The organism is Micromonospora sp. C28ISP2-4 (assembly GCF_030519385.1).
GTDB lineage: Bacteria > Actinomycetota > Actinomycetes > Mycobacteriales > Micromonosporaceae > Micromonospora > Micromonospora tulbaghiae.
Map to the genome: position 1 here is coordinate 40972 of NZ_JAUMKG010000002.1, position 23973 is coordinate 64944.

General features: G+C 72.1%; 24 protein-coding genes. 9 read left to right on the top strand and 15 right to left on the bottom strand.

Features of this window, described 5'->3' with window-relative positions; translation table 11 throughout:
* The 10 genes from Q3W68_RS08920 to Q3W68_RS08965 form a co-directional block, all read right to left on the bottom strand.
* Entirely contained in the window at positions 1-525 is a 525-nt protein-coding gene (locus tag Q3W68_RS08920) for a 3-hydroxyanthranilate 3,4-dioxygenase (RefSeq protein WP_091571745.1), read from the bottom strand.
* On the bottom strand, positions 518-943 hold the full coding sequence (locus Q3W68_RS08925) for a RidA family protein (protein ID WP_071098021.1): 426 nt from the start codon (positions 941-943) through the stop codon (positions 518-520). Before Q3W68_RS08925 ends, Q3W68_RS08920 begins: the two co-directional genes overlap by 8 nt.
* Entirely contained in the window at positions 940-1713 is a 774-nt protein-coding gene (locus tag Q3W68_RS08930; protein WP_302905027.1) for a 2-keto-4-pentenoate hydratase, read from the bottom strand. The genes Q3W68_RS08925 and Q3W68_RS08930 overlap by 4 nt, the downstream gene beginning before the upstream one ends.
* Positions 1710-2768: a 4-hydroxy-2-oxovalerate aldolase gene (gene dmpG, locus Q3W68_RS08935; protein WP_302905028.1), complete on the bottom strand. Its 1059-nt coding sequence runs from the start codon at positions 2766-2768 to the stop codon at positions 1710-1712. The genes Q3W68_RS08930 and dmpG overlap by 4 nt, the downstream gene beginning before the upstream one ends.
* Positions 2765-3700 carry an acetaldehyde dehydrogenase (acetylating) gene (locus Q3W68_RS08940; RefSeq protein ID WP_302905029.1) on the bottom strand — a complete coding sequence of 312 codons (936 nt, stop codon included), beginning with the start codon at positions 3698-3700 and terminating at the stop codon, positions 2765-2767. Before Q3W68_RS08940 ends, dmpG begins: the two co-directional genes overlap by 4 nt.
* A complete protein-coding gene (locus Q3W68_RS08945) occupies positions 3697-4494 on the bottom strand; it encodes a 2-keto-4-pentenoate hydratase (RefSeq protein WP_120573580.1) in 798 nt (265 codons plus the stop codon). The genes Q3W68_RS08940 and Q3W68_RS08945 overlap by 4 nt, the downstream gene beginning before the upstream one ends.
* A gap of 136 nt (positions 4495-4630) precedes the next feature.
* Entirely contained in the window at positions 4631-6112 is a 1482-nt protein-coding gene (locus Q3W68_RS08950) for a 2-hydroxymuconic semialdehyde dehydrogenase (RefSeq protein ID WP_302905660.1), read from the bottom strand.
* Between the two features lie 20 nt (positions 6113-6132).
* The gene (locus Q3W68_RS08955; protein WP_302905661.1) at positions 6133-7464 is read right to left on the bottom strand and encodes an NAD(P)/FAD-dependent oxidoreductase; all 1332 of its coding nucleotides are present in this window, start codon (positions 7462-7464) and stop codon (positions 6133-6135) included.
* Positions 7458-8738 carry a kynureninase gene (gene kynU / locus Q3W68_RS08960; protein WP_302905030.1) on the bottom strand — a complete coding sequence of 427 codons (1281 nt, stop codon included), beginning with the start codon at positions 8736-8738 and terminating at the stop codon, positions 7458-7460. The genes Q3W68_RS08955 and kynU overlap by 7 nt, the downstream gene beginning before the upstream one ends.
* Before the next feature lie 14 nt (positions 8739-8752).
* Positions 8753-9637: a tryptophan 2,3-dioxygenase gene (locus Q3W68_RS08965; RefSeq protein WP_302905031.1), complete on the bottom strand. Its 885-nt coding sequence runs from the start codon at positions 9635-9637 to the stop codon at positions 8753-8755.
* A 142-nt stretch (positions 9638-9779) separates the two neighbouring features.
* On the opposite strand from Q3W68_RS08965, the gene Q3W68_RS08970 reads away from it, so the two are divergent.
* From Q3W68_RS08970 to Q3W68_RS08980, 3 genes are all read left to right on the top strand, one after another.
* Positions 9780-10220 carry an Lrp/AsnC family transcriptional regulator gene (locus Q3W68_RS08970; protein ID WP_091423095.1) on the top strand — a complete coding sequence of 147 codons (441 nt, stop codon included), beginning with the start codon at positions 9780-9782 and terminating at the stop codon, positions 10218-10220.
* A gap of 78 nt (positions 10221-10298) precedes the next feature.
* Positions 10299-10808, top strand: a complete 510-nt coding sequence (locus Q3W68_RS08975) for a hypothetical protein (RefSeq protein ID WP_302905032.1) — start codon at positions 10299-10301, stop codon at positions 10806-10808.
* A 14-nt stretch (positions 10809-10822) separates the two neighbouring features.
* Positions 10823-11692 (top strand): class F sortase, encoded by an 870-nt coding sequence (locus Q3W68_RS08980; protein WP_302905033.1) that lies wholly within the window; start codon positions 10823-10825, stop codon positions 11690-11692.
* Between the two features lie 9 nt (positions 11693-11701).
* Here the strand turns inward: Q3W68_RS08980 and Q3W68_RS08985 are convergent, their stop codons facing one another.
* Entirely contained in the window at positions 11702-12241 is a 540-nt protein-coding gene (locus tag Q3W68_RS08985) for an HNH endonuclease (protein ID WP_013288071.1), read from the bottom strand.
* Between the two features lie 255 nt (positions 12242-12496).
* Between Q3W68_RS08985 and Q3W68_RS08990 the strand changes: the two genes are divergently transcribed.
* The 3 genes from Q3W68_RS08990 (at position 12497) to Q3W68_RS09000 (ending at position 15601) form a co-directional block, all read left to right on the top strand.
* Positions 12497-13528, top strand: a complete 1032-nt coding sequence (locus Q3W68_RS08990; protein WP_302905662.1) for a mechanosensitive ion channel family protein — start codon at positions 12497-12499, stop codon at positions 13526-13528.
* Positions 13529-13762: 234 nt separating this feature from the next.
* On the top strand, positions 13763-15136 hold the full coding sequence (locus Q3W68_RS08995) for an MFS transporter (protein ID WP_302905034.1): 1374 nt from the start codon (positions 13763-13765) through the stop codon (positions 15134-15136).
* 78 nt (positions 15137-15214) lie between these two features.
* Positions 15215-15601, top strand: coding sequence for a globin (locus tag Q3W68_RS09000; protein WP_302905663.1), 387 nt, complete (start codon positions 15215-15217; stop codon positions 15599-15601).
* Positions 15602-15608: 7 nt separating this feature from the next.
* Here the strand turns inward: Q3W68_RS09000 and Q3W68_RS09005 are convergent, their stop codons facing one another.
* The 4 genes from Q3W68_RS09005 to ettA all read right to left on the bottom strand — a co-directional run bounded on the left by Q3W68_RS09005 (position 15609) and on the right by ettA (position 19096).
* Positions 15609-16193: a YbjN domain-containing protein gene (locus Q3W68_RS09005; RefSeq protein ID WP_252450198.1), complete on the bottom strand. Its 585-nt coding sequence runs from the start codon at positions 16191-16193 to the stop codon at positions 15609-15611.
* A 131-nt stretch (positions 16194-16324) separates the two neighbouring features.
* Entirely contained in the window at positions 16325-16987 is a 663-nt protein-coding gene (locus Q3W68_RS09010) for a hypothetical protein (RefSeq protein WP_302905035.1), read from the bottom strand.
* On the bottom strand, positions 16984-17427 hold the full coding sequence (locus Q3W68_RS09015; RefSeq protein WP_252450200.1) for a thioesterase family protein: 444 nt from the start codon (positions 17425-17427) through the stop codon (positions 16984-16986). Before Q3W68_RS09015 ends, Q3W68_RS09010 begins: the two co-directional genes overlap by 4 nt.
* Positions 17420-19096, bottom strand: a complete 1677-nt coding sequence (gene ettA, locus Q3W68_RS09020; protein ID WP_302905036.1) for an energy-dependent translational throttle protein EttA — start codon at positions 19094-19096, stop codon at positions 17420-17422. Before ettA ends, Q3W68_RS09015 begins: the two co-directional genes overlap by 8 nt.
* A gap of 242 nt (positions 19097-19338) precedes the next feature.
* On the opposite strand from ettA, the gene Q3W68_RS09025 reads away from it, so the two are divergent.
* The 3 genes from Q3W68_RS09025 (at position 19339) to otsB (ending at position 23864) form a co-directional block, all read left to right on the top strand.
* Positions 19339-19725, top strand: a complete 387-nt coding sequence (locus Q3W68_RS09025) for a hypothetical protein (protein ID WP_302905037.1) — start codon at positions 19339-19341, stop codon at positions 19723-19725.
* A gap of 141 nt (positions 19726-19866) precedes the next feature.
* The gene (locus Q3W68_RS09030; RefSeq protein WP_043328887.1) at positions 19867-21267 is read left to right on the top strand and encodes a trehalose-6-phosphate synthase; all 1401 of its coding nucleotides are present in this window, start codon (positions 19867-19869) and stop codon (positions 21265-21267) included.
* The gene (otsB, locus tag Q3W68_RS09035; protein ID WP_302905038.1) at positions 21264-23864 is read left to right on the top strand and encodes a trehalose-phosphatase; all 2601 of its coding nucleotides are present in this window, start codon (positions 21264-21266) and stop codon (positions 23862-23864) included. Before Q3W68_RS09030 ends, otsB begins: the two co-directional genes overlap by 4 nt.
* Positions 23865-23973 lie beyond the last annotated feature (109 nt).

A 23973-nucleotide genomic window follows, 5' to 3' on the forward strand; every position in this document is an offset into this window, starting at 1 on the left:
TCAGCCCTTGCCCGGGTGCAGCGCGCCGCAGTTGTCGCAGGTGCGGGCCTTCTCGTCGGCGTAGAACGCGGCGAAGACCGGGGGGAGGTCGGCGGCGATGTCGCGGACCTGCAACTCCACCTCGTGCACCTTGTGGTGGCACTCGGCGCAGTACCACTGGAACTTCTCCAGCGTGCCCTCCTCGCGGACCCGCTCGATCACCATGCCGATCGAGCCGGCCTCGGGACGCTGCGGCGAGTGCGGGGTGTTGCGCGGCAGCATCCACATCTGGCCCTCGCGCACGTGCACCGTACGCGGACCCTCGGGCAGCATCAGGTTGATGTGCATGTTGCCCTTGACCTGGTAGAAGAACTCCTCGTACGGGTCGACGTGGAAGTCCGTGCGCTGGTTCGGGCCGCCCACCACCATGACGATGAAGTCGTCGCTGCCGGGCAGCATCTCCTTGTTGCCCACCGGGGGCTTGAGCAGGTGCTGGTTCTCGCCGATCCAGCCGGAGAAGCTGAACGGCTCGGCGATCTCACTCATGGGAACCTCCCGACGGAAGTAGGGCGACTGCCTGCATCTCGATCAGCAGATGCGGGTGCGGAAGCTGGTGCACGGCCACAGTGGTCCGGGTCGGCCCGGTGGCGTCGAAGAACTCCGCCCACACCTCGTTGTAGCCGCCGAAGTCGTTCATGTTGACCAGGTAGCTGGTGACCTGCACCAGGTCGTTCAGGTCGGCGCCGACCGAGCGGAGCAGGTCGCGGATGTTCTCCACCACGGCCCGGGTCTGCTCGCGGATGTCCAGGTCCGTGGTGCCGAATTCGTCCACCGACACCCCGGCGAACGTGTTGTCCGGCCGGCGCGACGACGTACCGGAGACGTAGACGAATCCGCCGGCCACCTTGACGTGCGGGAACGCGCCCCGCGGCACGGCCTTCCCGGCAACCACCCGGGCGGTCACGGCAGAGCCTTGAGCGCGGCGGAACCCAGCTTCTCCACAGTGGCCCGCACGTGTGCGCCGGGGCGCAGCGGCACCGCGGCGGTGGCCGCGCCGGCCAGGAACACCCAGCCCTTGCGCAGCCGGACACCGTGCCGGCCCGCCAGCCGCAGCCCTTCGTCCAGCGCGCGGCGCGGGTCGCCGAGGATGGCAGCGGTCGAGCCGACCTGTGCCACCCGCCCGTCGATCTCCAGCAGCACGCCGAGGTTGTCCAGCCCGTCCGGCACCGGCGACCACGGCCCGACCACGAACGCGGCGGCCGAGGTGTTGTCGGCGATCACGTCCGGCAGCGAGAAGGTGAAGTTCGCGTACCGGGAGTCGATCAGTTCGATCGCCGGGGCGACCGCGCGTACGGCCCGGGTGAACGAGCCGACCGGTTCGCCCGGGTCGGGCAGCCGGTCCAGCAGGAACGCCACCTCCGGCTCGACCCGGGGGTGGATGAAGTCGCCGACGTCGACACCGCCGCCGTCGGGCACCCGCATCACGTCGGTCAGCCGGCCCCAGATCACCTCGTCCACGCCGACCTGCGCCATCTTGGCCTTGCTGGTGAGCCCCATCTTGAGGCCGACCAGCCGCTCACCCCGGTCGAGGCGGCGCTTCACCAGAGCGGTCTGCACCGCGTACGCGGCGTCGACGTCGAGGCCGGTCTCGGCGGCCAGCTGCGGGATGGCGGTGGCGGTGTCGGCCGCCGCACCCAGCTTCTCCGCGATGCCGGCGATGTCCGGCCCGATCATGAGTTGTTCTCCTTAGCCGCCAGGTCCAGTGCCACGTCCACGATCATGTCCTCCTGGCCGCCGACCATCCGGCGCCGGCCCAGCTCGACCAGGATCGAGCGGACGTCCACGCCGTACTTGGCCGAGGCCCGCTCGGCGTGCCGCAGGAAGCTGGAGTAGACGCCCGCGTACCCGAGGGAGAGCGTCTCCCGGTCGACCTGGACCGGCCGGTCCTGCAACGGGCGGACCAGGTCGTCGGCGGCGTCCATCAGCGCGAACACGTCGCAGCCGTGCTTCCAGCCGTGCAGCTCGGCGACCGCGACGAAGACCTCCAGCGGCGCGTTGCCCGCACCGGCGCCCATGCCGGCCAGCGACGCGTCCACCCGGACGGTCCGGCCGGACGGCGAGCCGAGCGGGCCGTCGCCGAGGATCCGGCCGTGCTCGACCGCGAGCACGCTGTTCGCCACACCCAGCGACAGGTTGTGGTGCGCGTGGATGCCGATCTGCGTCTCCGGTTCCAGCACCTGCCGGTACGCGTCGACGCGCTGCGCCACGTCCGACATCAGCAGCCGGCCGCCCGAGTCGGTGACGTAGACGCAGTGCGCGCCGTACGACTCCATCAGCTTGGCCTGCGCGGCCAGCCCGGCCGGGTCGTTGAGGTGCGACATCATCAGGAACCCGGAGACGTCCATGTCGTTCTCCCGGGCCCACGCGATGTGCTGGGCGGAGATGTCCGCCTCGGTGCAGTGCGTGGCGATCCGGACGCTGCTCACGCCGAGCGCCTTCGCGGCCTTCAGGTCGGCGATGGTGCCGATGCCGGGCAGCAGCAGCGTGGTGAGCCGCGCGGTGGTGAGCACCTCGGCGGCGGCGGCGATCCAGTCCGCGTCGGCGGCGGCGCCGTGCCCGTAGTTGACGCTGGAACCGGCAAGGCCGTCGCCGTGCGCCACCTCGACCGCTGCCACGCCGGCCGCGTCGAGCGCGGCGGCGATGGTACGCACCTGGTCGACGGTGTAGCGGTGCCCGATGGCGTGCATGCCGTCGCGCAGCGTCACGTCCTGGATGTAGAGGTCGGTCATCGGGGTGCCCCCTCCGGCGAACGCAGCGCCACCAGCCGCTCCGCGGTGCGCAGCGCGGCCGACGTCATGATGTCCAGGTTCCCGGCGTACGCGGGCAGGTAGTGCCCGGCGCCGGAGACCTCCAGGAACACCGACACCTGGAGGCCGGTGAAGTGCCGGCCGAGCACCGGCGCGTACGTGTCCACGGCGTCGAACTGCACGTCCTGCTTGAGCCGGTAGCCGGGGACGTACTCCTGCACGGCCTTCACCATGTCGGCCACCGAGGCGGCGATCGCGCCCCGGTCGGCGTCGGCGTCCGGGCACAGGCAGTAGACCGTGTCGCGCATGAGCAGCGGCGGGTCGGCCGGGTTCAGCACGATGATGGCCTTGCCGCGCTCGGCGCCGCCGACCACCTCGATGGCACGGGCGGTGGTCTCGGTGAACTCGTCGATGTTGGCGCGGGTGCCCGGACCGGCCGACTTCGACGCGATCGAGGCGACGATCTCGCCGTACGCGACAGGGGTGACCCGGCCGACCGCGTGCACGATCGGCACTGTCGCCTGGCCGCCGCAGGTCACCATGTTGACGTTCGGTTCGCCCAGGTGCTCGTCGAGGTTCACCGGCGGCACCACGTACGGGCCGATCGCGGCGGGCGTCAGGTCGACCACCGTGCGGCCGTGTGCCCGCAGCACCTCGTCGTGCCGCTTGTGCGCGCCGGCCGAGGTGGCGTCGAAGACCAGCTGGACGTCCGCGAACTCGGGCAGCGCGACCAGGCCGTCGACGCCCTCGGCGGTGGTGGTCACGCCGAGCCGGCGGGCCCGGGCCAGCCCGTCCGAGGCCGGGTCGATGCCGGCCATGGCCACCATGCGCAGGCTCTCACTGAGCCGCAGCACCTTGATCATCAGGTCGGTGCCGATGTTGCCCGACCCGAGCACCGCCACTCCGACAGTCATGACGTTCCCTCCGAGGAGAAACAGGTACGCACCGAGCCGAGCCCGGAGATGCGCGCCTCGTACGCGGCGCCGGGCGTGACCGGCACCATCGGGCCGAGGGCGCCGGAGAGCACCACGTCGCCGGCGCGCAGCGGGTCACCGGCGCGGGCCATGGTGCCGGCCAGCCACTGCAGCGCGTGCAGCGGATTGCCGAGGCAGGCCGCGCCCGCGCCGACCGAGACCGGCTCACCGGCGTGCTCCAGCACCATGCCGCACAGCCGCAGGTCCACGTCGGCGAGCCGCCGGGGCGCGGTGCCGAGCACGAACAGCCCGCTGGAGGCGTTGTCCGCCACCGTGTCCACGATGGAGATGTCCCAGTCGGCGATCCGCGAGTCGACGATCTCGATGGCCGGCAGCACGTGGTCCACCGCGCGGATCAGGTCGACAGTGGTGACCCGCTCGTCCGGCAGGTCCGCGCCGAGCACGAAGGCGATCTCCGCCTCCACCCGCGGCTGGAGCAGCCGGTCGATCGGCACCTCGACACCGTCACCGACGGCCATGTCGTCGAAGAGCACCCCGAAGTCGGGCTGGAAGACGCCGAAGCTCTCCTGCACGGTCCGCGACGTCAGGCCGATCTTCGCGCCGACGCGGCGGTGCCCCTTGCCCAGCCGTTGCCGGGTGTAGACCTGCTGCACCTGGTACGCGGCCTCGATGTCACCCTCGGGCAGCAGCCGGCCGCGCAGCGGCGGGCAGGGCTTCCCGTCCTGCCGGGCCACTGCCAGTTCCCGGTTGGCGGCCTCGATGTCCACGGTCATGGCGGCTCCTCGCTTACGTCGCTGGGGATTCCGGCCATTCTGCCCACCACGCGCGCCCGTGCCAGTCCGGGCGCTCATGCTGAGCCACCCTTCGTTCGCGACTGCGGGGCTCGCAACACCGGCTCACTCCTCGCGCTCACGTCAAATCCACGCAGACGTTCGTCAGTTCGGAGTAGAAGTCGAGCGAGTGCACGCCGCCCTCCCGGCCCACGCCCGACGCCTTCACCCCGCCGAACGGGGTCCGCAGGTCGCGCAGGAACCAGGTGTTCACCCAGACGATGCCGGCGTCGAGCCGGGCGCCGGCCCGGTGCGCCCGGCCCACGTCCCGCGTCCACACCGTCGCGGCCAGGCCGTAGGCGGTGCCGTTCGCCAGCGCGTACGCCTCGTCCTCGTCGTCGAACGGCGCGACGTGCACCACCGGGCCGAAGATCTCCTCCTGGTTGGTGCGGGCGTCCGGGCCGAGGCCGGTGAGCACCGTCGGCTGCACGTACGCCCCGCCGTCGCGGGCGTCGCCGAAGCGCGGCGCGCCGCCGCCGGCGCGGACCTCGGCGCCCTCGGTACGGGCCAGCGCGTAGTGGCCGAGCACCTTGTCCCGGTGGCCGTGCGAGATCAGCGGCATGTTCGCCGTCGCCTCGTCGTCCGGCCAGCCGTACGCAAGCTCGTCGGCGCGCTCGGCCAGCCGCGCGGTGAACTCCTCGAACACCGGCCGCTGCACGTAGATGCGCTCGGTGCACAGGCACACCTGACCGCCGTTGGTGAAGCTGGACCGCACCGAACCGGCGACCGCCGCGTCGAGGTCGGCGTCGGCGAACACCAGGCCGGCGTTCTTGCCGCCCAGCTCGAAGCTGACCGCCTTCACCCCGTCGGCGGCGGCGCGCATGATCGCGCTGCCGGTCGCCGACTCGCCGGTGAACGTGATCGCGTCCACGCCCGGGTGCCGGGTCAGATGCTCACCGGCCGAGCCCGGGCCGAAGCCGTGCACCAGGTTGAACACGCCCTTGGGCACACCCGCCGCGGCCATCACCTCGGCCAGCAGCGTGGCGGAGGCGGGAGTCTCCTCGCTGGGCTTGACCACCACGGCGTTGCCGCAGGCCAGTGCCGGGGCGACCTTCCAGGTGAGCAGCAGCAGCGGCAGGTTCCACGGCACGATGACAGCGACCACGCCGACCGGCTTGCGGACCGCGTAGTTCAGCGCCCGGCCACCGGACGGGGTGACAGTGGTGAACGACTCGGTGGGCGCGGTCGCCACGATCTCGGCGAACGCCCGGAAGTTCGCCGCGCCGCGCGGGATGTCGAGCGTCCGGGCCTGCGAGATGGCCTTGCCGGTGTCGGCGACCTCGGCGGCCACCAGGTCGTCGAAGCGCCGTTCCAGTTCGTCGGCGACGCGGCGCAGCACCTCGGCGCGTTCCCGCTCCCCCATCCGGCCCCACGGGCCGCGCAGCGCCGACCGGGCCGCGGCGACCGCGTCGTCCACTGTCGACTGCGACGCCTCGACCACCTCGAACACCGGCTCGCCGGTGACCGGGCTGCGCTTGGTGAACCGGGAACCGGCGTCGACGAACTCGCCGCCGACGAAGTTGCGCAGCAGTCCGGGACCGTCCGGCGCGTGCCCGGTCATCAGCCGGGGATCCCAGAGCGTCATCGCCGCCGCCCCAGCGCCGCCCGGACACCGCCGGCCAGCAGCGCGACAGCGCCGGCCGCTACCGCGCCGACCACCGCGTACTGCGCGCGCACCCGGCGGCGCACCTGCGCGTACGGGGTGGTGGAGAACGAGACCAGCTCGTACTGGGAGACGTAGCGGCCGGGCAGCGCCCGTTCCAGCGCGTGCTCGACCTGCTTGCGGGTGCGGAACACCGGCGAGGCGACCTTGTCCCGCATCTCCACGAAGTTCGCCAGCGCCATCCGGGCGATCGCCTCGGCGTTGTCCTGGCGGCGGTGCTGGAACAGCGGCAGCGCGGCGGCCCACTCGTCGTCGCACTCGTCGAGGCAGCGGTCCAGCTCGACCACGTCCTCGAACGCGCAGTTCGCGCCCTGGCCGTAGAACGGCACGATGGCGTGCGCGGCGTCACCGATCAGGCCGACCTTGCCGGCCACCTGCCACGGCGTGCAGCGCACCGTGCCGAGCACACCGACCGGGTTGTGCTGGTAGTCGTCGACCAGGTTCGGCGCGAGCGGGACCAGGTCCGGGTAGTGGGTGGCGAAGAACTGCTCGATCGCGGCCGGGCTGCTCAGCGACGCGAAGCTGCGCGTGCCGTGGGTGGGCCAGAACAGCGTGCAGGTGAAGGAGCGGTCCGGGTTCGGCAGCGCGATCATCATCGAGGTGCCGCGCGGCCAGATGTGCAGGGCACCCGGATCGAGCGCGAACTCCCCGCCCAGCGGCGGGATGGTCAGCTCCTTGTAGCCGTAGTCGAGGAAGTCGAGGCTCTCGGTCACGCCGCCGTACGCGAGCAGTTGCCCGCGCACCGCGGAGCCGGCGCCGTCGGCGCCGAGGACGACCGAGGCGGTGGCGGTGACCTTGCCCTGCGGGGTCTCGAACGTCATCTCGCCGCCGAGCGGGTCGAGGCCGACCAGCCGGTGGTCGAACGCGACGCGCACGTTCGGCAGCGCGGCGGCGGCGTCGAGCAGGGCGTTGTTCAGCGCGCCCCGGCTGATCGAGTTGATCGCCCGGTCCCCGGAACCGCTGTACGACTGGAACTCCGGCTCGCCCTCGACCGGGTGGATCATGCGGCCGCGCATCGGCAGCGCGTCCGCCATCACCTCGTCCTCGAGGCCGATGCGGCGCAGCGCGTCCAGGCCGCGCTCGGACAGCGCCAGGTTGATCGACCGACCCCGCTCGACGGTGCCGGTACGCGGGTCGGGCCGCCGCTCGTAGAGGGCCACCGGGTAGCCGCGCCGGGCCAGGTAGCAGGCCAGCAGACAGCCGGCCAGCCCGGCGCCGACCACAGCGATCTCGTCGCGCTCCGTCACGATCCCTCCTTGTCGAACGTCGCCGCCAGCGCCTCGGCGACCCGCCAGCAGTCGTGGTACGTGGAGTAGAGCGGCACCGGCGCGAACCGGACGATGTCCGGCTCGCGGGCGTCGGCGACCACGCCGTGCTCGTGCCGCAGCCGCTTGGTCAGCTCGTTCGCGCTGCCGGCCCCGATCCGCACCGAGAGCTGGCAGCCGCGCCGGGCCGGGTCGCGCGGCGTGACCACCGTGAGCGGACGCCCGGGCGTCACCTCGTCGAGCAGCTGCTCCAGCCAGGCGGTGAGCCGCAGGCTGCGCTCGCGCAGCGCCGGCATGCCGACGGAGTCGAACAGCTCCAGCGACGTCCGCACCGGGCCCATCGCGAAGATCGGCGGGTTGGAGATCTGCCACGCCTCCACTGTGGCCGGCGGCCGGGACACCGGGGTCATCTCGAACCGGGTGGCCGCCTCGGTGCTCCACCAGCCCTCGAAGCGCTGGATCGACGGGTCGCCGAGGTGCCGCTCGTGGACGAAGACGCCGCCCAGCGCGCCCGGGCCGGAGTTGAGGTACTTGTACGAGCACCAGGCGGCGAAGTCGACGTCCCAGTCGTGCAGCGCCAGCGGCACGTTGCCTGCGGCGTGCGCCAGGTCCCAGCCGACCACCGCGCCGGCGGCCCGGCCGGCGGCGGTGATGGTGGGGATGTCCATCAGCTCGCCGGTCAGGTAGTTCACGCCGCCGAGCATCAGCAGCGCCACCGTGTGGCCCTCGCGGGCGAGGAAGTCCAGCACGTCCTCGGTGCCGAGCGTGTCGGAGCCGGGGCGCGGCTTGAGGCGTACGACTGTGGTGTCCGGGTCCAGGCCGTGGAAGCGGGCCTGGCTGCGCACCGCGTAGCTGTCCGAGGGGAACGCGCTGTCCTCGATGACGATGCGGGTGCGCTCGCCGGCCGGCCGGTAGAAGCTGACCATCAGCAGGTGCAGGTTGACGGTCAGGGAGTTCATCACCACTGTCTCCGCGGGCAGCGCGCCGACCAGGCGGGCGGCCGGTGCGGTCAGCAGCTCGTGGTACGGCAGCCAGGGCCGCTCCGACTCCAGGTGCCCCTCGACGCCCAGGCGACTCCAGGCGTCCAGGTCGGCGAGGAGTTCGTCGCGGGTGGCCCGGGGCTGGAGACCGAGCGAGTTGCCGGCCAGGTACGCCGTGTCGGGGTAGCGCCCGCCGTCGGCGGGTGGGATGTGGAACAGGTGCCGGTGGCCGGGGTCGGCCGCGTCGCGGCGGAGGGCTTCGTTCTCGGGGGTGTGCATGCTGTTCTCTCTCGTCACATCGCGGTGCGGGCCGACCACAGCTCCGGGAAGACCACCCGGGCCATGCTGCGCTGCAACCATGCCAGTCCGGCGGAACCGCCGCTGCCGACCTTGGCGCCCATGGTGCGCTGGACGGCCTTGACGTGGTTCCAGCGCCAGTCGCCGAACTCCTCGGCGATCTCGGTGAGCGCGTCACCGAGCAGGCGCAGGTGGTTGTCCGGCCCGTTGTCGCCGTAGATCCGGACCCAGGCCGCCTCGATCGCGGGATGCGCCTCGTGCTCGGCGTTCACGTCCCGGGACAGCAGTTCCTCGGGCACGTCGAAGCCCTTGCGGGCCAGCAGCGCCACCACCTCGTCCCAGAGGCTCGGGGTGGCGAGCGCGGCGGTCAGCTCGTCGTACACCTCGGTCTGCCGGCGGAACGGGCGGATCAGCGCCCGGTCGCGCAGGCCGAGCAGGAACTCCAGCTGGCGGTACATGGCGGACTGGAAGCCGGAGCCCTCGCCGAGCCGGTCGCGGAAGCGGTTGAAGTCGGCCGGGCTCATCCAGCGCAGGCCGTGCCAGGCGGCGTTGAGGCCCTCCAGGTGCAGGGCGGCGCGGCGCAGCGGGGGCAGCGCCTCCCAGATCCGGTCCTCGCGCAGCTCACGCTTGGCGTGCCGCAGCTCGTGGCAGGTCAGGCCGAAGTACAGCTCCATGATCTGGCTGACCATCAGGAAGGACATCTCGCCCGGGTCGTCGCTGAGCGGCTCCTGGAGCCGGTGCAGCGTGCTGGCCCGCACGTACGCGTCGTACGGCACGCGGTCGGCGAACTCCAGCGTCGGCTCGCCGCCGTTGCGTGCCGCCCGAGCCGCCCGTTCCTGGGGGGTTACCGGGCGCACCGCCGTCGTCTGTTCCACAGTCATTCTCCGTCCGTGCGCGGGGTAGACGTCATGATCCCGCTGGTGGGCGGCCGAATGGAATGCCTGTTCAACGGCGGTATGGTGGTCTCACTTCGCGAACCGAAACCATCTCGCGTCGCCGTCTTTACGGAAGGAAGGTCCGCGCGTGGACGACATGGACTGGGCGCTGCTGCGCGAGCTCCAGGCCGACGCCCGGCTGTCGTACAGCGAGTTGTCCCGCCGGGTCCACCTGTCGCCGCCCGCTGTGGCCGAGCGGGTGCGGCGGCTGGAGGAATCCGGTGTGATCACCGGCTACCACGCCCACGTCGACCTGACCCGGGCCGGGCGGACGGTGCTCGCGCTGATCCGGATGTCCTGCTACGGCGCGCGCTGCATCCTCAACGACCCCGACGTCGCGGGCTGGCCGGAGATCATGGAGATCCACCGGATCACCGGGGACGCGTGCAGCATGCTCAAGGTCGCCGCCACCAACATGGGCGAGTTCGAGGAGGTCATCGACCGTCTCGCGCCGTACGGGCAGCCGTCCAGCACGATGGTGCTCTCCACCCCGCTGGCCTGGCACCCCGTGGTCAAGGCGCCTCGTTAGCTTCCCCCGCCCCCCGGGAAAGCAGGCGCCGCTGCCCGTCAGTGGTCCGGCGCACCGTCGCGCCGGGAGGGGGGAACCATGCGAGGGCTCTTGTCACATCGTGCGTTGTCGTCCCTGTTGGGCCTGCTCGGCCTGGTGGCGGCGTTCGTCCTGACCACCGCGCCGCCGGCCCGGGCCGGGGAGAGCGTGTTCATCGAGGTCACGCCGAACAGCGTCCAGGCCGGTTCCCGGGTGAACCTGCGGGCCGGCTGCGACAACAGCAACAACCGCCAGGCGCAGGTCACCTCCGACGCCTTCGGGCGGGTGACGCTGCGGCCGGACAACGGCTTCCTCAGCGGCTCGGTCACGGTGCCGGGCAACAAGGGGCCGGGCGACTACCCGGTGAACCTGGACTGCTCCAACGGCAACACCGCCTCGACCATGCTCACCGTGCTCAACATGGCGCAGCCGAGCAAGGGGCCGGCGACCGGCGGCGGTGGCACCGCGGGTAGCCGGGGCACCGGTTCCCTGCTGCTGGTCGGCGGCCTGGTCGCGGTGGCAGTGGTGGCCGGTGTGAGCGCCCGCCGCAAGCCCGGCGGCCGCGTCTGACGAGAGGTGCCGCAATGGCCCGCTCCTCGCGCCGCCGGGACCGTACCGGCCCGGCGGCGGACCGCACACGCCGCGCCGCCGACCGTCCCGGCCGCCGGTCGCCCGAGCGCGCCGGCCGGCTCCGGGCCGCGCTGCGGCTGACGTCCCGGGCCGCGCGCCGGTTCGCGCACGTCGCCGGGCACGCGTTCTCGGCCAGCGTCGCCACCGCCGACCCGCAGTCCCGGCCGGTCCGGGCCCGCGCCGCCCGGACCACCACCCGCCGGTACGCCCCGAGCCGCAACCCGGGTGTCCCGGTGCTCGTGGTGGCGAGCGTGATGGCGCTGATCGTGGCCATGCTGGGCGTGGAACGGGTGACCGGCGTCAGCCTGCTGCCGGACCGGATCGTCGCCGGTCTGCGACCGCCGCCGAAGAAGTTCCCGGTGCTGCCGGCCAGCCCGCCGACGGACCTGAGCATCGGCAAGCTGAACCTGCGCGCGCCGGTGCACCGGGTGGGCATCGCGCCGGACGGCAGCATCGCGGTGCCGGACGTGGAGCGGGCCGGCGAGGTCGGCTGGTACGACCAGGGCCCCACTCCCGGTCAGTACGGACCCGCCGTGCTCGTCGGACACGTCGACACCACCACCGGTCCGGCCGTCTTCCACGGGCTGAAGCAACTGGACGACGGCGACCGGATCGAGGTGACCCGCGAGGACCGGTCGGTGGCGGTGTTCGAGGTGACCTCGATCGAGCGGTACGGCAAGGAGAAGCTGCCGGTGGAGGACGTCTACGGCGACTTCAGCCGGCCCAACCTGCGGCTGATCACGTGCGGCGGGCGCTGGGTGGGCGGCGAGACCGGGTACGCGGACAACCTGGTCGTCTACGCCTCGCTGGTCAAGGCGCGCTGAGCGGGCCGGTCAGGCCGCCTCGGGCTCGGGCTCGCGCAGGTCGAGCCAGTCCGCCCAGCGCGGATCGGGGGCGCGGTGCCCGAGCACCCGCCAGGCGGCTCCTTTGGGCGCGGCCGGCAGGTGGTGCAGCCGCCAGCCCAGCTCGGCGGGCGTCTTGTCGCCTTTGGTGTGGTTGCACCGCGCGCACGCGGCGACCACGTTCTCCCAGGCGTGCCGGCCGCCCCGGCTGCGCGGGAACACGTGGTCGATGGTCTCGGCCGGCCCCCGGCAGTACGCGCACCGCCACCCGTCGCGGGCGAACACGGCCCGCCGGGACAACCCGACGTGGGTGCGGTACGGCACCCGGACGTAGCGGGTCAGGCGTACCACGGAGGGCACCGGTAACGCGTTGCGCGCACTGTGCAGGATGCCCTCGCCGTCGGCCACACAGACCGCCTTGGCGCTGAGGACGAGGATCGCGGCACGACGCACCGACACGACGCACAGGGGCTCGTAGGTGGCGTTGAGAACGAGTGCACCGGAGCCCGCAGTGGGTCGTATGTCAGGCATCGCGCTCACCCTCCCGGTCCAGTCGCTCCCGCCTCGTCCGCGCCGGAACCGCCCCGCGGACAGCGCGGAACGGCTCCGACGCCGGCCGGATCACCGACGTCCGTTGCGCCAATAGTCCCTGATCGCGCCCCGGATTGCACGTACTAATCCGGGCTACCCCCTCCGGTAGCGACACTTCGCCGAGGTGGCGGTGTCCGCCGCCGGTCACCGGTGCGGTACGAAAGCAGGGTGAACGTCTCCGACCTGATCTCCGCCCTGCTGTCGGCCTTCTCCGACCGGCGCCCGGACTGCCAGGGCAGCAGTTCCTGCGAGTTCCTGTACCGGCTCACCGGCTCCGCCTGGTTCGCCGAGAGCAGCTACTGGATCCTGCTGAAGCCGCTACGGGTCGCGTTGATCCTGTTGATCGCGGTGGCCGCCCGGTGGGCACTGCACCGGACCATCAACCGGCTGGTGCGGACCACCACCCAGGGCGCGGTGCCGACCATGCTCCGCCCGCTGCGTGAGCGGATCCCCAGCGCCACGCTCGACCCGGACCAGTTCGTGCCGGAGCGGCGGCGGCAGCGGGCCGAGGCGATCGGGTCGGTGCTGCGCAGCATGGTCACCGCGTTCGTCTTCGGCATCGCGCTGCTGATGGTGCTCAAGGAGTTCAGCTTCGACCTGGCCCCGCTGCTGGCCAGCGCGGGAATCGCCGGCGTGGCGCTCGGCTTCGGCGCGCAGAGTCTGGTCAAGGACCTGATCGCCGGCCTGTTCATGTTGATAGAGGACCAGTACGGCGTCGGCGACACGGTCGACCTGGGCGAGGCCACCGGCGTGGTCGAGGCGGTGGGGCTGCGGGTCACCACGGTCCGGGACGGCCGCGGCGTGCTGTGGTACATCCGCAACGGCGAGATCGTCCGGGTCGGAAACAAGAGCCAGGGCTGGGCGCTGGTCGTGGTCGACCTGCCGATCGGATTCGCCGGCACCGAGGACGCCACCGCCGTGCTGCGTACCGCGGCGGCGTCGGTGGCGCTGGACCCGGAGCTGGCGCCGAGCATCGTGGAGCAGCCGGAGGTGCTGGGCGTCGAGCAGATGACTGTCGACGGCGCGGTGATCCGTACCGTCGTCAAGACCACCGCGGACGGGCAGTTCGCGGTCGGGCGCGAGCTGCGCCGGCGCCTCGCGGAGGCGTTGGAGAACTCGGGGATCGTCGCGCAGATCGCGGCCGCCCGGCTGTTCCCCGGCCTGCCGGTCCAGCCGCCGGCGCCGCCCGCCGCCGCCGAGGGTACGGGTACCGGCGGACCCACCTGAGCCGCCGGACGAGCCGGACTGTTTTCCGGGGTTCCGCACCGCGCGGCCCCTCGGGTATCGTCCGTTCGTTCAGTCGGAGATGCGACGATCAATCCGTTCGCCCTAGCCAGTTGTCAGACGATCGGGCAGAATCCGGTGCACACGCTCCACCGGGGGGCGTGCTCGTGTCCTCGCTGATCGATTGATCTGACGACGGTTCCCGGTCGGGCCATCACAAGTGGTCGACCAGGAACGATGGAGGCGACGGTGTCCGACGCGCGACCTGCCCGGGAGGGCCCGGCCACCTTCCGGGACGTCTTCGGTCAGTCGGAGTTCCGCGCCATCTTCGCCGCCAACACCCTCTCCTGGGTGGGTGACTACCTGGCCCGCGCCGCGGTCACGGTGCTCGTGCTGCGCGAGACCGATTCGGTCGCGCTCTCCGCCGCCGCGTTCGCCGCCAGCTACCTTCCCTGGCTGGTCGGCGGGCCGCTGCTCTCCGCGCTCGCCGAGCGGCACCACTACCGGCGCGTCATGGTGGTCTGCGACCTGCTCCGGATGGCGCTGATGGCGCTGGTCGCGATGCCCTGGATGCCGACCTGGTCGGTGTTCGCACTGATCTTCCTGGCCACGCTCGCGAACCCGCCGAGCCAGGCGGCACGGTCCGCGCTGATGCCGCACATCCTGACCGGCGACCGGCTGGTCGTGGGCCTGTCCGCGTTCACCAGCGCCGGCCAGGCCGCCCAGGTCGTCGGCTACCTGATCGGCGCCACGGTGGCGGCGCTCAACCCGAACACCGCGCTGCTCGTCAACGCCGTGACCTTCGCCGTGTCGGCCGCGATAGTCCGCTTCGGCGTACGCGAACGGCCACCGGCGATGACCGAGGTGCACCGCAGCCACCTGCTGCGGGAGACCGTGCAGGGCTTCCAGATCGTCTTCCAGCGGCCCGTGCTGCGCGCCATCGCGGTGCTGGTGTTCAGCGCGATGCTCTTCTCGATCGTCCCCGAGGGACTGGCCGCGGGCTGGGCCGCCGACCGGACCGACGGCCGGATGGACGCCGGCACCGCCCAAGGACTGATCATGGCCGCCGTCCCGGTCGGGTACATCCTCGGCGGGCTGACCATCAGCCGGCTCGTCGGCCCGGACCGGCGGCTGACGCTGATGCGGCCGTTGATGATCATCGCGCCGGCGACGCTCGTGCCCGCGCTGTTCAATCCGCCGCCGGCTGTGGTGGCGCTGCTGGCCGCCGGGTGCGGCTTCGCCGTCGCCGGGCTCGTCCCGGTCGCCAACGGCCTGTTCGTGCAGGCGCTGCCGGACGGATTCCGGGCCCGGGCGTTCGGCGTCATGGCCAGCGGCACACAGATCATCCAGGGCGCCGCGGTGCTGGCCACGGGCGCGCTCGCCGAGCGCTTCTCGGTCCCGTCAGTGGTCGGCGTGTGGAGCGCCGCCGGGGTGCTGATCATGACGGTGGCGGCGCTCGCCTGGCCCCGGCCGCAGGTGATCCACGAAGCCATCGAGACGGCCCGCGCCGAGTCGCCGGCCGGCGCCGGAGCCGCGCACGCGCACTCGCGCGGGCCCGCGTCAGGTGACCGGAACCGCGAGCACGGCCGCCGCCGGCACGCGGTGACGTGATCCGCGCCGCCCGGCGGGCGGGCGCGGGCGCCGGGCCGCACCTGGCAGGATGGAAGCGTGACTTCCCCAGGCGAGTCGATGACCCTCTTCGAGGCGATCGGCGGTGAACCGGCCTTCCGCAAGCTGGTGGACGAGTTCTACGCCGGTGTCGCCGACGACCCGCTGCTGCGGCCGATGTACCCGGAGAAGGACCTGGGCCCTGCGGCGGACCGGCTGACCCTGTTCCTCATCCAGTACTGGGGTGGCCCGCACACCTACTCGGAGCAGCGCGGCCACCCGCGACTGCGGATGCGGCACGCCCCGTACCGGATCGGTGCCGCCGAGCGGGACGCCTGGCTGCACCACATGCGCCGGGCGGTGGACACGCTCGATCTGCCGCCGCAGCTCGCCGCCGCGCTCTGGGACTACCTGGAGCGGGCCGCCTACTTCATGGTGAACGTGATGGAGGATCCGGCCGCCGGCTGAGCCCGGCTCAGAGCAGGGCGCCCTCGTCGTGCAGCCAGTCGACGAACGTCACGGCGACGGCGGCACCGCAGTCGAGCATCTCGACGAGCAGCGCGTCGTGGGCGCCGGCGCCGAGCGGGACCTGCAACTCGGCGTAGATCGGGAGCTGACCGCGCTCGGTCGGGTCGCCGATGTACGCCTTGCAGAAGCGCCGGGTGTGGTTCCACTCGTTCACCACGCGGTAGGCCCGGTCGGCCCAGTCCGGCGGGACTGTCGCGTGCGGGCGGGCCCGCATCACCAGGATCTCGTCCTCCGGACCCTCCAGCGCGACCAGCACGGCGTGCCGCTCCCACATGGCCAGCAGGTTGCCGTCGCCGTCGGCCAGGTAGCGGACGTCGAGCAGGTCGAGCGCGTCGCAGACCCGGCTCAGCGTGACCGGCGCGACGGTGGCCGGCATGTCCGCGAGGGCCGGCCGCTCGGGTGGCGCCACGTCGTCCCCCGGCTGGCGAGGGGTCGGTGGGCCGACCCGGATGGTGTCATCCACTGTGGTCCCGCTTCGAGTCTCCGGCTCCCCGCCAGCGGCGGGACCAGGGCGCCATGACCACCACGGCATCGCTCGCGCACCTCACTCCCCAGCGGATCCGGACGCCTACGGTGCGTTGGATCCGAGGATGGACGGTACCCGGACAGACGGCCTGAGGCATCCCCCCAACGACCGCCCCAAACCGGAAGGACGAAGCGGGGTCATCCGTTCGGATGAGCCAGCGTCGGCCTGAGTGCAAGATCGGCAACGGTACGCGACCAGGCCGCCCCGAACGGTCCGACGAGTCCGACCCATCGGCCTGCCGTCCGCACCTGAACGTCGTCCGCGCCGGTGCCGAGGAAACCCATCCGGACCAGCCCCTGCACCAGCCGCTGCGACACCTCCACGGGTGTGCGCGGCGCCTCGTCCGGGGTCACCACCACCGCGACGTGGTCCAGCAGAGCGTCCCGCAGCACCCGCTGCCCGACCGCGCGACCCGCCACGCCGTGCGTGGCCGCCTCGCGCAGTGTCCCGGCCGCCGCCTCCGCGATCCGGCGCAGCTCGGCGCCGGGCAGCGCCTCCACCGCCCGGCTCGCCGCCGGTGGGAGCTGCCACCGCCAGCCGTCGTCCCGGCGTACCGGAAGCGCCTCGCCTCCGGCGGAGAGCGCGGCCAGCAACTCCCCCGCGGCGACCGTGACGTCCCCGGGAGCGGTGCCCGGTACGGTACGGACCACGAGCACGCCCCACGGCAGCCGCGCCCAGAGGGCGGTACGGCCCGCGCCCGGCACCGGCCGCAGCCGGACCAGGACGGCCGGGTCGAACCGGACCAGCCGGGCCAGGAAGGCCCCGGCGTCGGCCGTCCCGGTCAACCCGTGCCCGGTCATCCGCTCAGCCCCGGCGCGTAGCGGAGCAGGAACGCCCGCTCCTCCGGCGAGATCCGGCGCGGGCGCTGCTCCGCCAGGTCGAACGGCACCAGCAGCGACCGGGCGGTGCCGGCCAGCGTGTCGCCGTCGTACAGCTCGTACGCGACCGAGAAGGAGGCGGCCTTGATCTGGTCCACCCACAGCTCGATCCGTACCGTCGGGGCGGCCTCCGCGCTGGCCCGGCCGAGCGCGTAGTCGACCGGGCGCAGGTAGTCGACCTCGTGCCGGCGGATGACCACACCGTCGGCGAACGAGCCCACTCCCCACGCCCGGCCGCCGGCGAACATCATCGCCACCCGGGCCTCCTCGTAGAGCGTGAGGAAGCGGGCGTTGTTGACGTGGCCGTACGCGTCCAGGTCGGACCAGCGCAGCGCGCAGTGGTAGACGAAGCGGTCAGTCACGGGTGAGCTTGCGGTAGGTCACCCGGTGCGGCCGGGCCGCCTCGGCGCCGAGGCGGTCGACCTTGTTCTTCTCGTACGCCTCGAAGTTGCCCTCGAACCAGAACCACTTGGCCGGGTTCTGGTCGTCGCCCTCCCAGGCCAGGATGTGCGTGGCGACCCGGTCCAGGAACATCCGGTCGTGGGAGATCACCACGGCGCAGCCGGGGAACTCCAGCAGCGCGTTCTCCAGGCTGGACAGCGTCTCCACGTCCAGGTCGTTCGTCGGCTCGTCGAGCAGGATCACGTTGCCGCCGATCTTCAGCGTCAGCGCCAGGTTGAGCCGGTTGCGCTCGCCGCCGGAGAGCACCTTGGTCGGCTTCTGCTGGTCCGGCCCCTTGAAGCCGAACGCGGCGATGTACGCCCGGGACGGCATCTCGACCTTGCCCACCATGAGGTGGTCCAGCCCGTCGGAGACGACCTCCCAGACGGTCTTGTCGCCGTCGAGGCCCTGCCGGTTCTGGTCGACGTACGACAGCGAGACGGTCTCGCCGACCCGGACCGAGCCGCTGGTCGACTGCTCCAGCCCGACGATGGTCTTGAACAGCGTGGTCTTGCCGACGCCGTTCGGGCCGATGATGCCGACGATGCCGTTGCGGGGCAGCGAGAACGACAGGTCGTCGATCAGCACCCGGTCACCGAACGCCTTGGTGAGGTTCTGCGCCTCGATGACCGTGTTGCCCAGGCGCGGGCCCGGCGGGATCTGGATCTCCTCGAAGTCCAGCTTCCGGGTCTTCTCCGCCTCGGCGGCCATCTCGTCGTAGCGGTCCAGACGGGCCTTGGACTTGGTCTGCCGCGCCTTGGCGTTCGAGCGGACCCACTCCAGTTCCTCGGAGAGGCGCTTCTTCATCTTGGCGTCGCGGCGTCCCTCGACGGAGAGCCGGGCGGCCTTCTTCTCCAGGTAGGTGGAGTAGTTGCCCTCGTACGGGTAGGCCCGGCCGCGGTCCAGCTCCAGGATCCAGTTGGCCACGTTGTCCAGGAAGTACCGGTCGTGGGTGATCGCCAGGACGGTACCGGCGTACTTGGCCAGGTGCTGCTCCAGCCACTGCACGCTCTCCGCGTCCAGGTGGTTGGTGGGCTCGTCGAGCAGCAGCAGGTCCGGCGCCTCCAGCAGCAGCTTGCACAGCGCCACCCGGCGGCGCTCACCACCGGAGAGCGTGGTGACGTCGGCGTCCGGCGGCGGGCAGCGCAGCGCGTCCATGGCCAGTTCGAGCTTGGAGTCGATGTCCCACGCGTCGGCGGCGTCCAGATCCTCCTGGAGCCTGCCCATCTCCTCCATCAGCTCGTCGGAGTAGTCGGTGGCCATCTGCTCGGCGATGGCGTTGAACCGCTCCAGCTTGGCCTTGGTCTCGGCGACCGCCTCCTCGACGTTGCCGAGGACCGTCTTCTCCTCGTTGAGCGGCGGCTCCTGCGCGAGCATGCCGACGGAGTAGCCGGGCATGAGCCGGGCCTCGCCGTTGCTCGGCCGGTCCAGCCCTGCCATGATCTTGAGGAGGCTGGACTTACCGGCGCCGTTCGGACCGACCACCCCGATCTTGACACCCGGCAGGAAGTTCAGCGTCACGTTGTCGAGCACGACCTTGTCGCCGTGCGCCTTGCGCGCCTTGTCCAGGACGTAGATGAACTGGGCCACGGTGCGGGCTACCTCCGTCGGTTGCGATCGCGGGCTTGTCGGGTGCGGGGGCCGGCGTCGATCTCCGCCTGCCGCCGCCGGCCGGGAGCCGGCCGCACGCACGCCGCCGTCAATCCTGACAGGTACGGACCGCCACGCCCACATCACCCCACCCCAGGGGTACGGCGACGAGCCTCGTTGCCGACACCGGTACTACTCGTTACCGTCGTTGCTGAGCGAGTCGTCACGTGGACGGCTGACCCGTGACTGACGCCGGACTGGTGCTCGACACCGCCTGCCTGCTGGCCCACTCGGACGGCACCGAGGCGGTCGGGGAGCAGATCGCGTCGGTCGCGGACCGGGGGCAGTCGGTGATCGTGCCGGCGCTGTGTCTCGCCGAGGCGTACCGGCAGGTGGCCGTCGACGGCTGGCGTCTGCTCGACATCCTCGCCGATCTCGACCACGTGGTCGTCACCCCCGTGGCGCAGGACATGTGCATGCTCCTCGGCGGCTGGTCGCGCACGCTCCTGAGCATGGACCTCGCACAGGTGGCGCTGGAGGCCGCACGGGCCACCACGCCGATCATGGGCGATCGACGGGAACTGCTCGGTGAGGTACTGCCGAAGGAGTGGCCGATCATCGACCTCTGAGCCACCGGTGTCGACAAGATCACGCGGTGGGTTCGGCGGTTCTGGGACGGGTAGGTAACTCCGGCACGGGGGATCAGACGCCGCAGCTACGCTCAGTACGCTCATCGCGGTGGACCCGTCAGTACCCGGAGGTGGCCGATCGTGACCGTCCGTAGCTCCTTTGTCGTAGTGGCCAACCGTCTGCCGGTCGACGAGGTGAGCACACCCGAGGGACGGCAGTGGCGGCGCAGCCCCGGAGGGCTGGTGACCGCGCTGCACCCGGTGCTGGCCGAGCACCAGGGCACCTGGGTGGGGTGGGCCGGCGGCACCGGTGCCGCGCCCGAGCCGTTCGACCTGGAGGGCATCCGCCTGCACCCCGTGCCACTGAGCGCCGAGGAACTGGAGCGCTACTACGAGGGCCAGTCGAACGCGACGATCTGGCCGCTCTACCACGACGCGGTGGAGACGCCCGCCTACAAGCGGCGCTGGCGCGAGGCGTACCGGTTGGTCAACGCCCGGTTCGCGGAGGCCGCGGCCGACGTCGCCGCCGAGGGCGCGACGGTCTGGGTCCAGGACTACCAGCTCCAGCTGGTGCCGGCGATGCTCCGCGAGCTGCGGCCGGACCTGCGCATCGGCTTCTTCCTGCACATCCCGTTCCCGCCGATCGAGCTGTTCATGCAGATGCCGTTCCGCACCGAGATCCTGCGCGGGCTGCTCGGCGCGGACCTGGTCGGCTTCCAGCAGCGGCTGGCGGCGCAGAACTTCGTCCGCCTGGCCCGGCACCTGCTCGGCCTGCGCTACGAGGGCCAGATGATCCAGGTCGACGGCCGGCAGGTGAAGGCGGGCGCGTTCCCCATCTCGATCGACACCAAGGAGATGGAGCGGCTGGCCGAGGACCCGGCGATCCAGGCCCGGGCCAAGCAGATCCGGGAGGAGCTGGGCAACCCGAAGACGATCATCCTGGGGGTCGACCGGCTCGACTACACCAAGGGCATCGAACTCCGGCTGAAGGCCTTCCGGGAACTCCTCGCTGACGGAAAGTTGACAGTTCCCGACGCGGTTATGGTGCAGGTCGCCACGCCCAGCCGCGAGCGCGTGGAGCACTACCAGGCACTTCGGGTGAAGGTGGAACGCGAGGTTGGCCGGATCAATGGTGAATTCGGCCGGGTCGGCGTGCCTGCAGTGCATTACCTGCATCAGTCGTACAGTCGCTCCGAACTGGCCGCGATGTACGTCGCGGCCGACGTGATGATGGTGACCCCGCTGCGAGACGGAATGAATCTGGTGGCCAAGGAGTACGTCGCATCGCGCGCCGACCAGGGCGGCGCGCTCGTGCTCAGTGAGTTCGCCGGCGCCGCGACAGAGCTGCGCCAGGCGTTCCTGTGTAATCCGCACGACCCGGACGCGGTGAAGGACGCGTTGCTGCGGGCCGTGCATGTCGAAAAGCCCGAAGCCCGCCGCCGGATGCGCGTCATGCAACGCCATCTGCGCAGCCACGACGTGGGCCACTGGGCCAAGTCGTTCCTCAGCGAGCTCGGCGTCGGAGATACGGAGGCTGCGTGACCTCGTCCGCCCCCGCCGCCGCCCACGGCGGCGTGCTGGATCCCGAACTGCGTGCCGCCATCGGCCGTATCGCCCGGGTTCCGCAACTCCTGGTCGCCTGCGACTACGACGGCACACTGGCGCCGATCGTCGAGGACCCCAGCAAGGCCGTGCCGCTGCCCGAGTCGGTGGCGGCCGTACGCGCGCTCGCCGCGCTGCCGCAGACGAGCGTCGCCGTCGTGTCCGGCCGCGCGCTGCGCGACCTGGCCACGCTCTCCCGGCTGCCCAGCGAGGTGCACCTCGTCGGCAGCCACGGCTCGGAGTTCGACATCGGCTTCGTCGAGCGGCTCACCCCCGAGCTGATCGCGGTCCGGCACCGGCTCCGTGAGGCGCTGCGCGAGATCGCCGCCGAGCACCCGGGCATCCGCCTGGAACGCAAGCCGGCCAGTGTGGCCGTGCACACCCGCGGCGTCGACCCGCACGTCGCCGCCCGGGCCGTCGAGGCGGTCCGCAACGGCCCCGCGACCTGGGAGGGCGTGACAGTCACCCAGGGCAAGGAGGTCATCGAGCTGTCGGTGGTCGTGACCAACAAGGGCACCGCCGTCGACCAGCTCCGCACGCAGCTCGCCGCCAGCGCGGTGCTGTTCATCGGCGACGACGTCACCGACGAGAACGCCTTCGGCAACCTGACCGGACCGGACGTCGGCATCAAGATCGGCCCCGGGGAGACCCGGGCCGACTACCGGGTGGCCGAGCCGATCGAGGCGGCCCGCGCGCTCGGGCTGCTGCTGGAGACGCGGCGGCACTGGCTGTTCGGCGAGCGGGCGGTGCCGATCGAGCGGCACTCGATGCTCGCCAACGGCCGTACGGTAGCGCTCGTCACACCGGAAGCGAAGATCACCTGGCTGTGCCACCCGAAGCCGGACTCGGCGGCGATCTTCGCCGACCTGGTCGGCGGCAGCCCGGCCGGGCACTTCACGGTCGGCCCCGAGCGGGGCGGCATCCCGCTGGGCCAGCGCTACCGCAGCAACACGATGACGGTCGAGACCCGCTGGTCCGGCCTGACCGTGACCGACTGGCTCGACCTGCCGGTACGGGAGACCACGCCGGACGACCCGGCCGTGGTCAGCGGCGACTCGACGCTGGTCCGGGTGCTCAGCGGCACCGGGCGGGCCCGGGTCGAGTTCGCGCCGCGCCCCGAGTTCGGTCAGGTCGCGGTGCAGCTCCAGCCGCTCGACGACGGCCTGCTGGTGCTCGGCTCCAACGAGCCGGTCGCGCTGCACTCCCCCGGCGTCGATTGGGAGGTCACAAACGACGCCGGGTACGAGACCGCGAAGGCGGTGGTCGACCTGTCGGCGGCCGGCGGCCAGGTGGTGCTGGAGCTGCGTTTCGGCACGCAGAGCCTGGAGCCGCACCGGCTGCCGCTGCACGAGCGGCAGGCCGCCGCGGAACAGCCGTGGAAGGACTGGGTGGCCTCGCTGCGGCTGCCCGCCACCGCCCGGGACCTGGTCGCCCGCAGCGCGCTGACGCTGCGCGGCCTCTGCCACGAGCCCACCGGCTCGATCCTCGCCGCGGCCACCACGTCGCTGCCGGAGGAGCTGGGCGGTGTCCGCAACTGGGACTACCGCTACTGCTGGCTGCGGGACGCCGCCATGACCGCCCGCGCGCTGGTCGACCTCGGCTCGACCGAGGAGGCCGAAGGGCTGCTGCGCTGGATCGACGGCGTGGTCGAGCGCACCGGCGGGCACCCGGAACGGCTGCACCCGCTCTACACGGTGGACGGCTTCGAGCTGGGCGCCGAGGCGGTCATCGACACGCTTCCCGGCTACGCCGGCTCCCGGCCGGTACGGGTCGGCAACCTCGCCAACCACCAGCTCCAGCTCGACGTCTTCGGCCCGGTCGCGGACCTGATCGCGGCGGTGGCCGACGCCAGGGGCTCGATCCGCGACGACGAGTGGCGGGTGCTGGAGAACATGGTCGAGGCGGTACGCCGCCGCTGGCACGAGCCCGACCACGGCATCTGGGAGGCCCGCCTCCCCCCGCGGCACCACGTCTTCTCCAAGGTCATGCTCTGGATGACGGTGGACCGGGCGCTGCACGTGGTACGCCGGCACGGCGGCGAGGACCGGCCGGAGTGGGTCGAGCTGCGCGACCGGATCGCCGCCAACGTGCTGGAGCACGGCTGGCACCCGGAGGCCGAGGCGTACAGCGTCGCCTACGGCTACGAGGAGATGGACGCCTCGTCGCTGTGGATCGGCATCTCCGGGCTGCTCGCCGGCGACGACCCGCGCTTCCTCTCCACCGTGCTCAAGATCGAGGCGGAACTGCGGAGCGGTCCGGTCGTCTACCGGTACCACTGGGACGACGGCCTGCCCGGCCGGGAGGGCGGCTTCCACATCTGCACGTCGTGGCTGATCGAGGCGTACCTGCGCACCGGCCGCCGCAGCGACGCCGAGGAGCTGTTCACCCAGATGGTCGACACGGCCGGGCCGACCGGGCTGCTGCCGGAGCAGTACGACCCGCTGGCCGAGCGCGGGCTGGGCAACCACCCGCAGGCGTACAGCCACCTGGGCCTGATCCGGTGTGCCCTGCTGCTGGACAACATGCTCAAGCAGTGACCTGACCGAAGCGCCCCGACGGGGGCGGGAGACCTCCCGCTCCCCCGCCCCCGTCCACGTCCCACCCACCCGCCCGCCCGCCCGGCCCGGCGATCTTGCACTTGCTGCC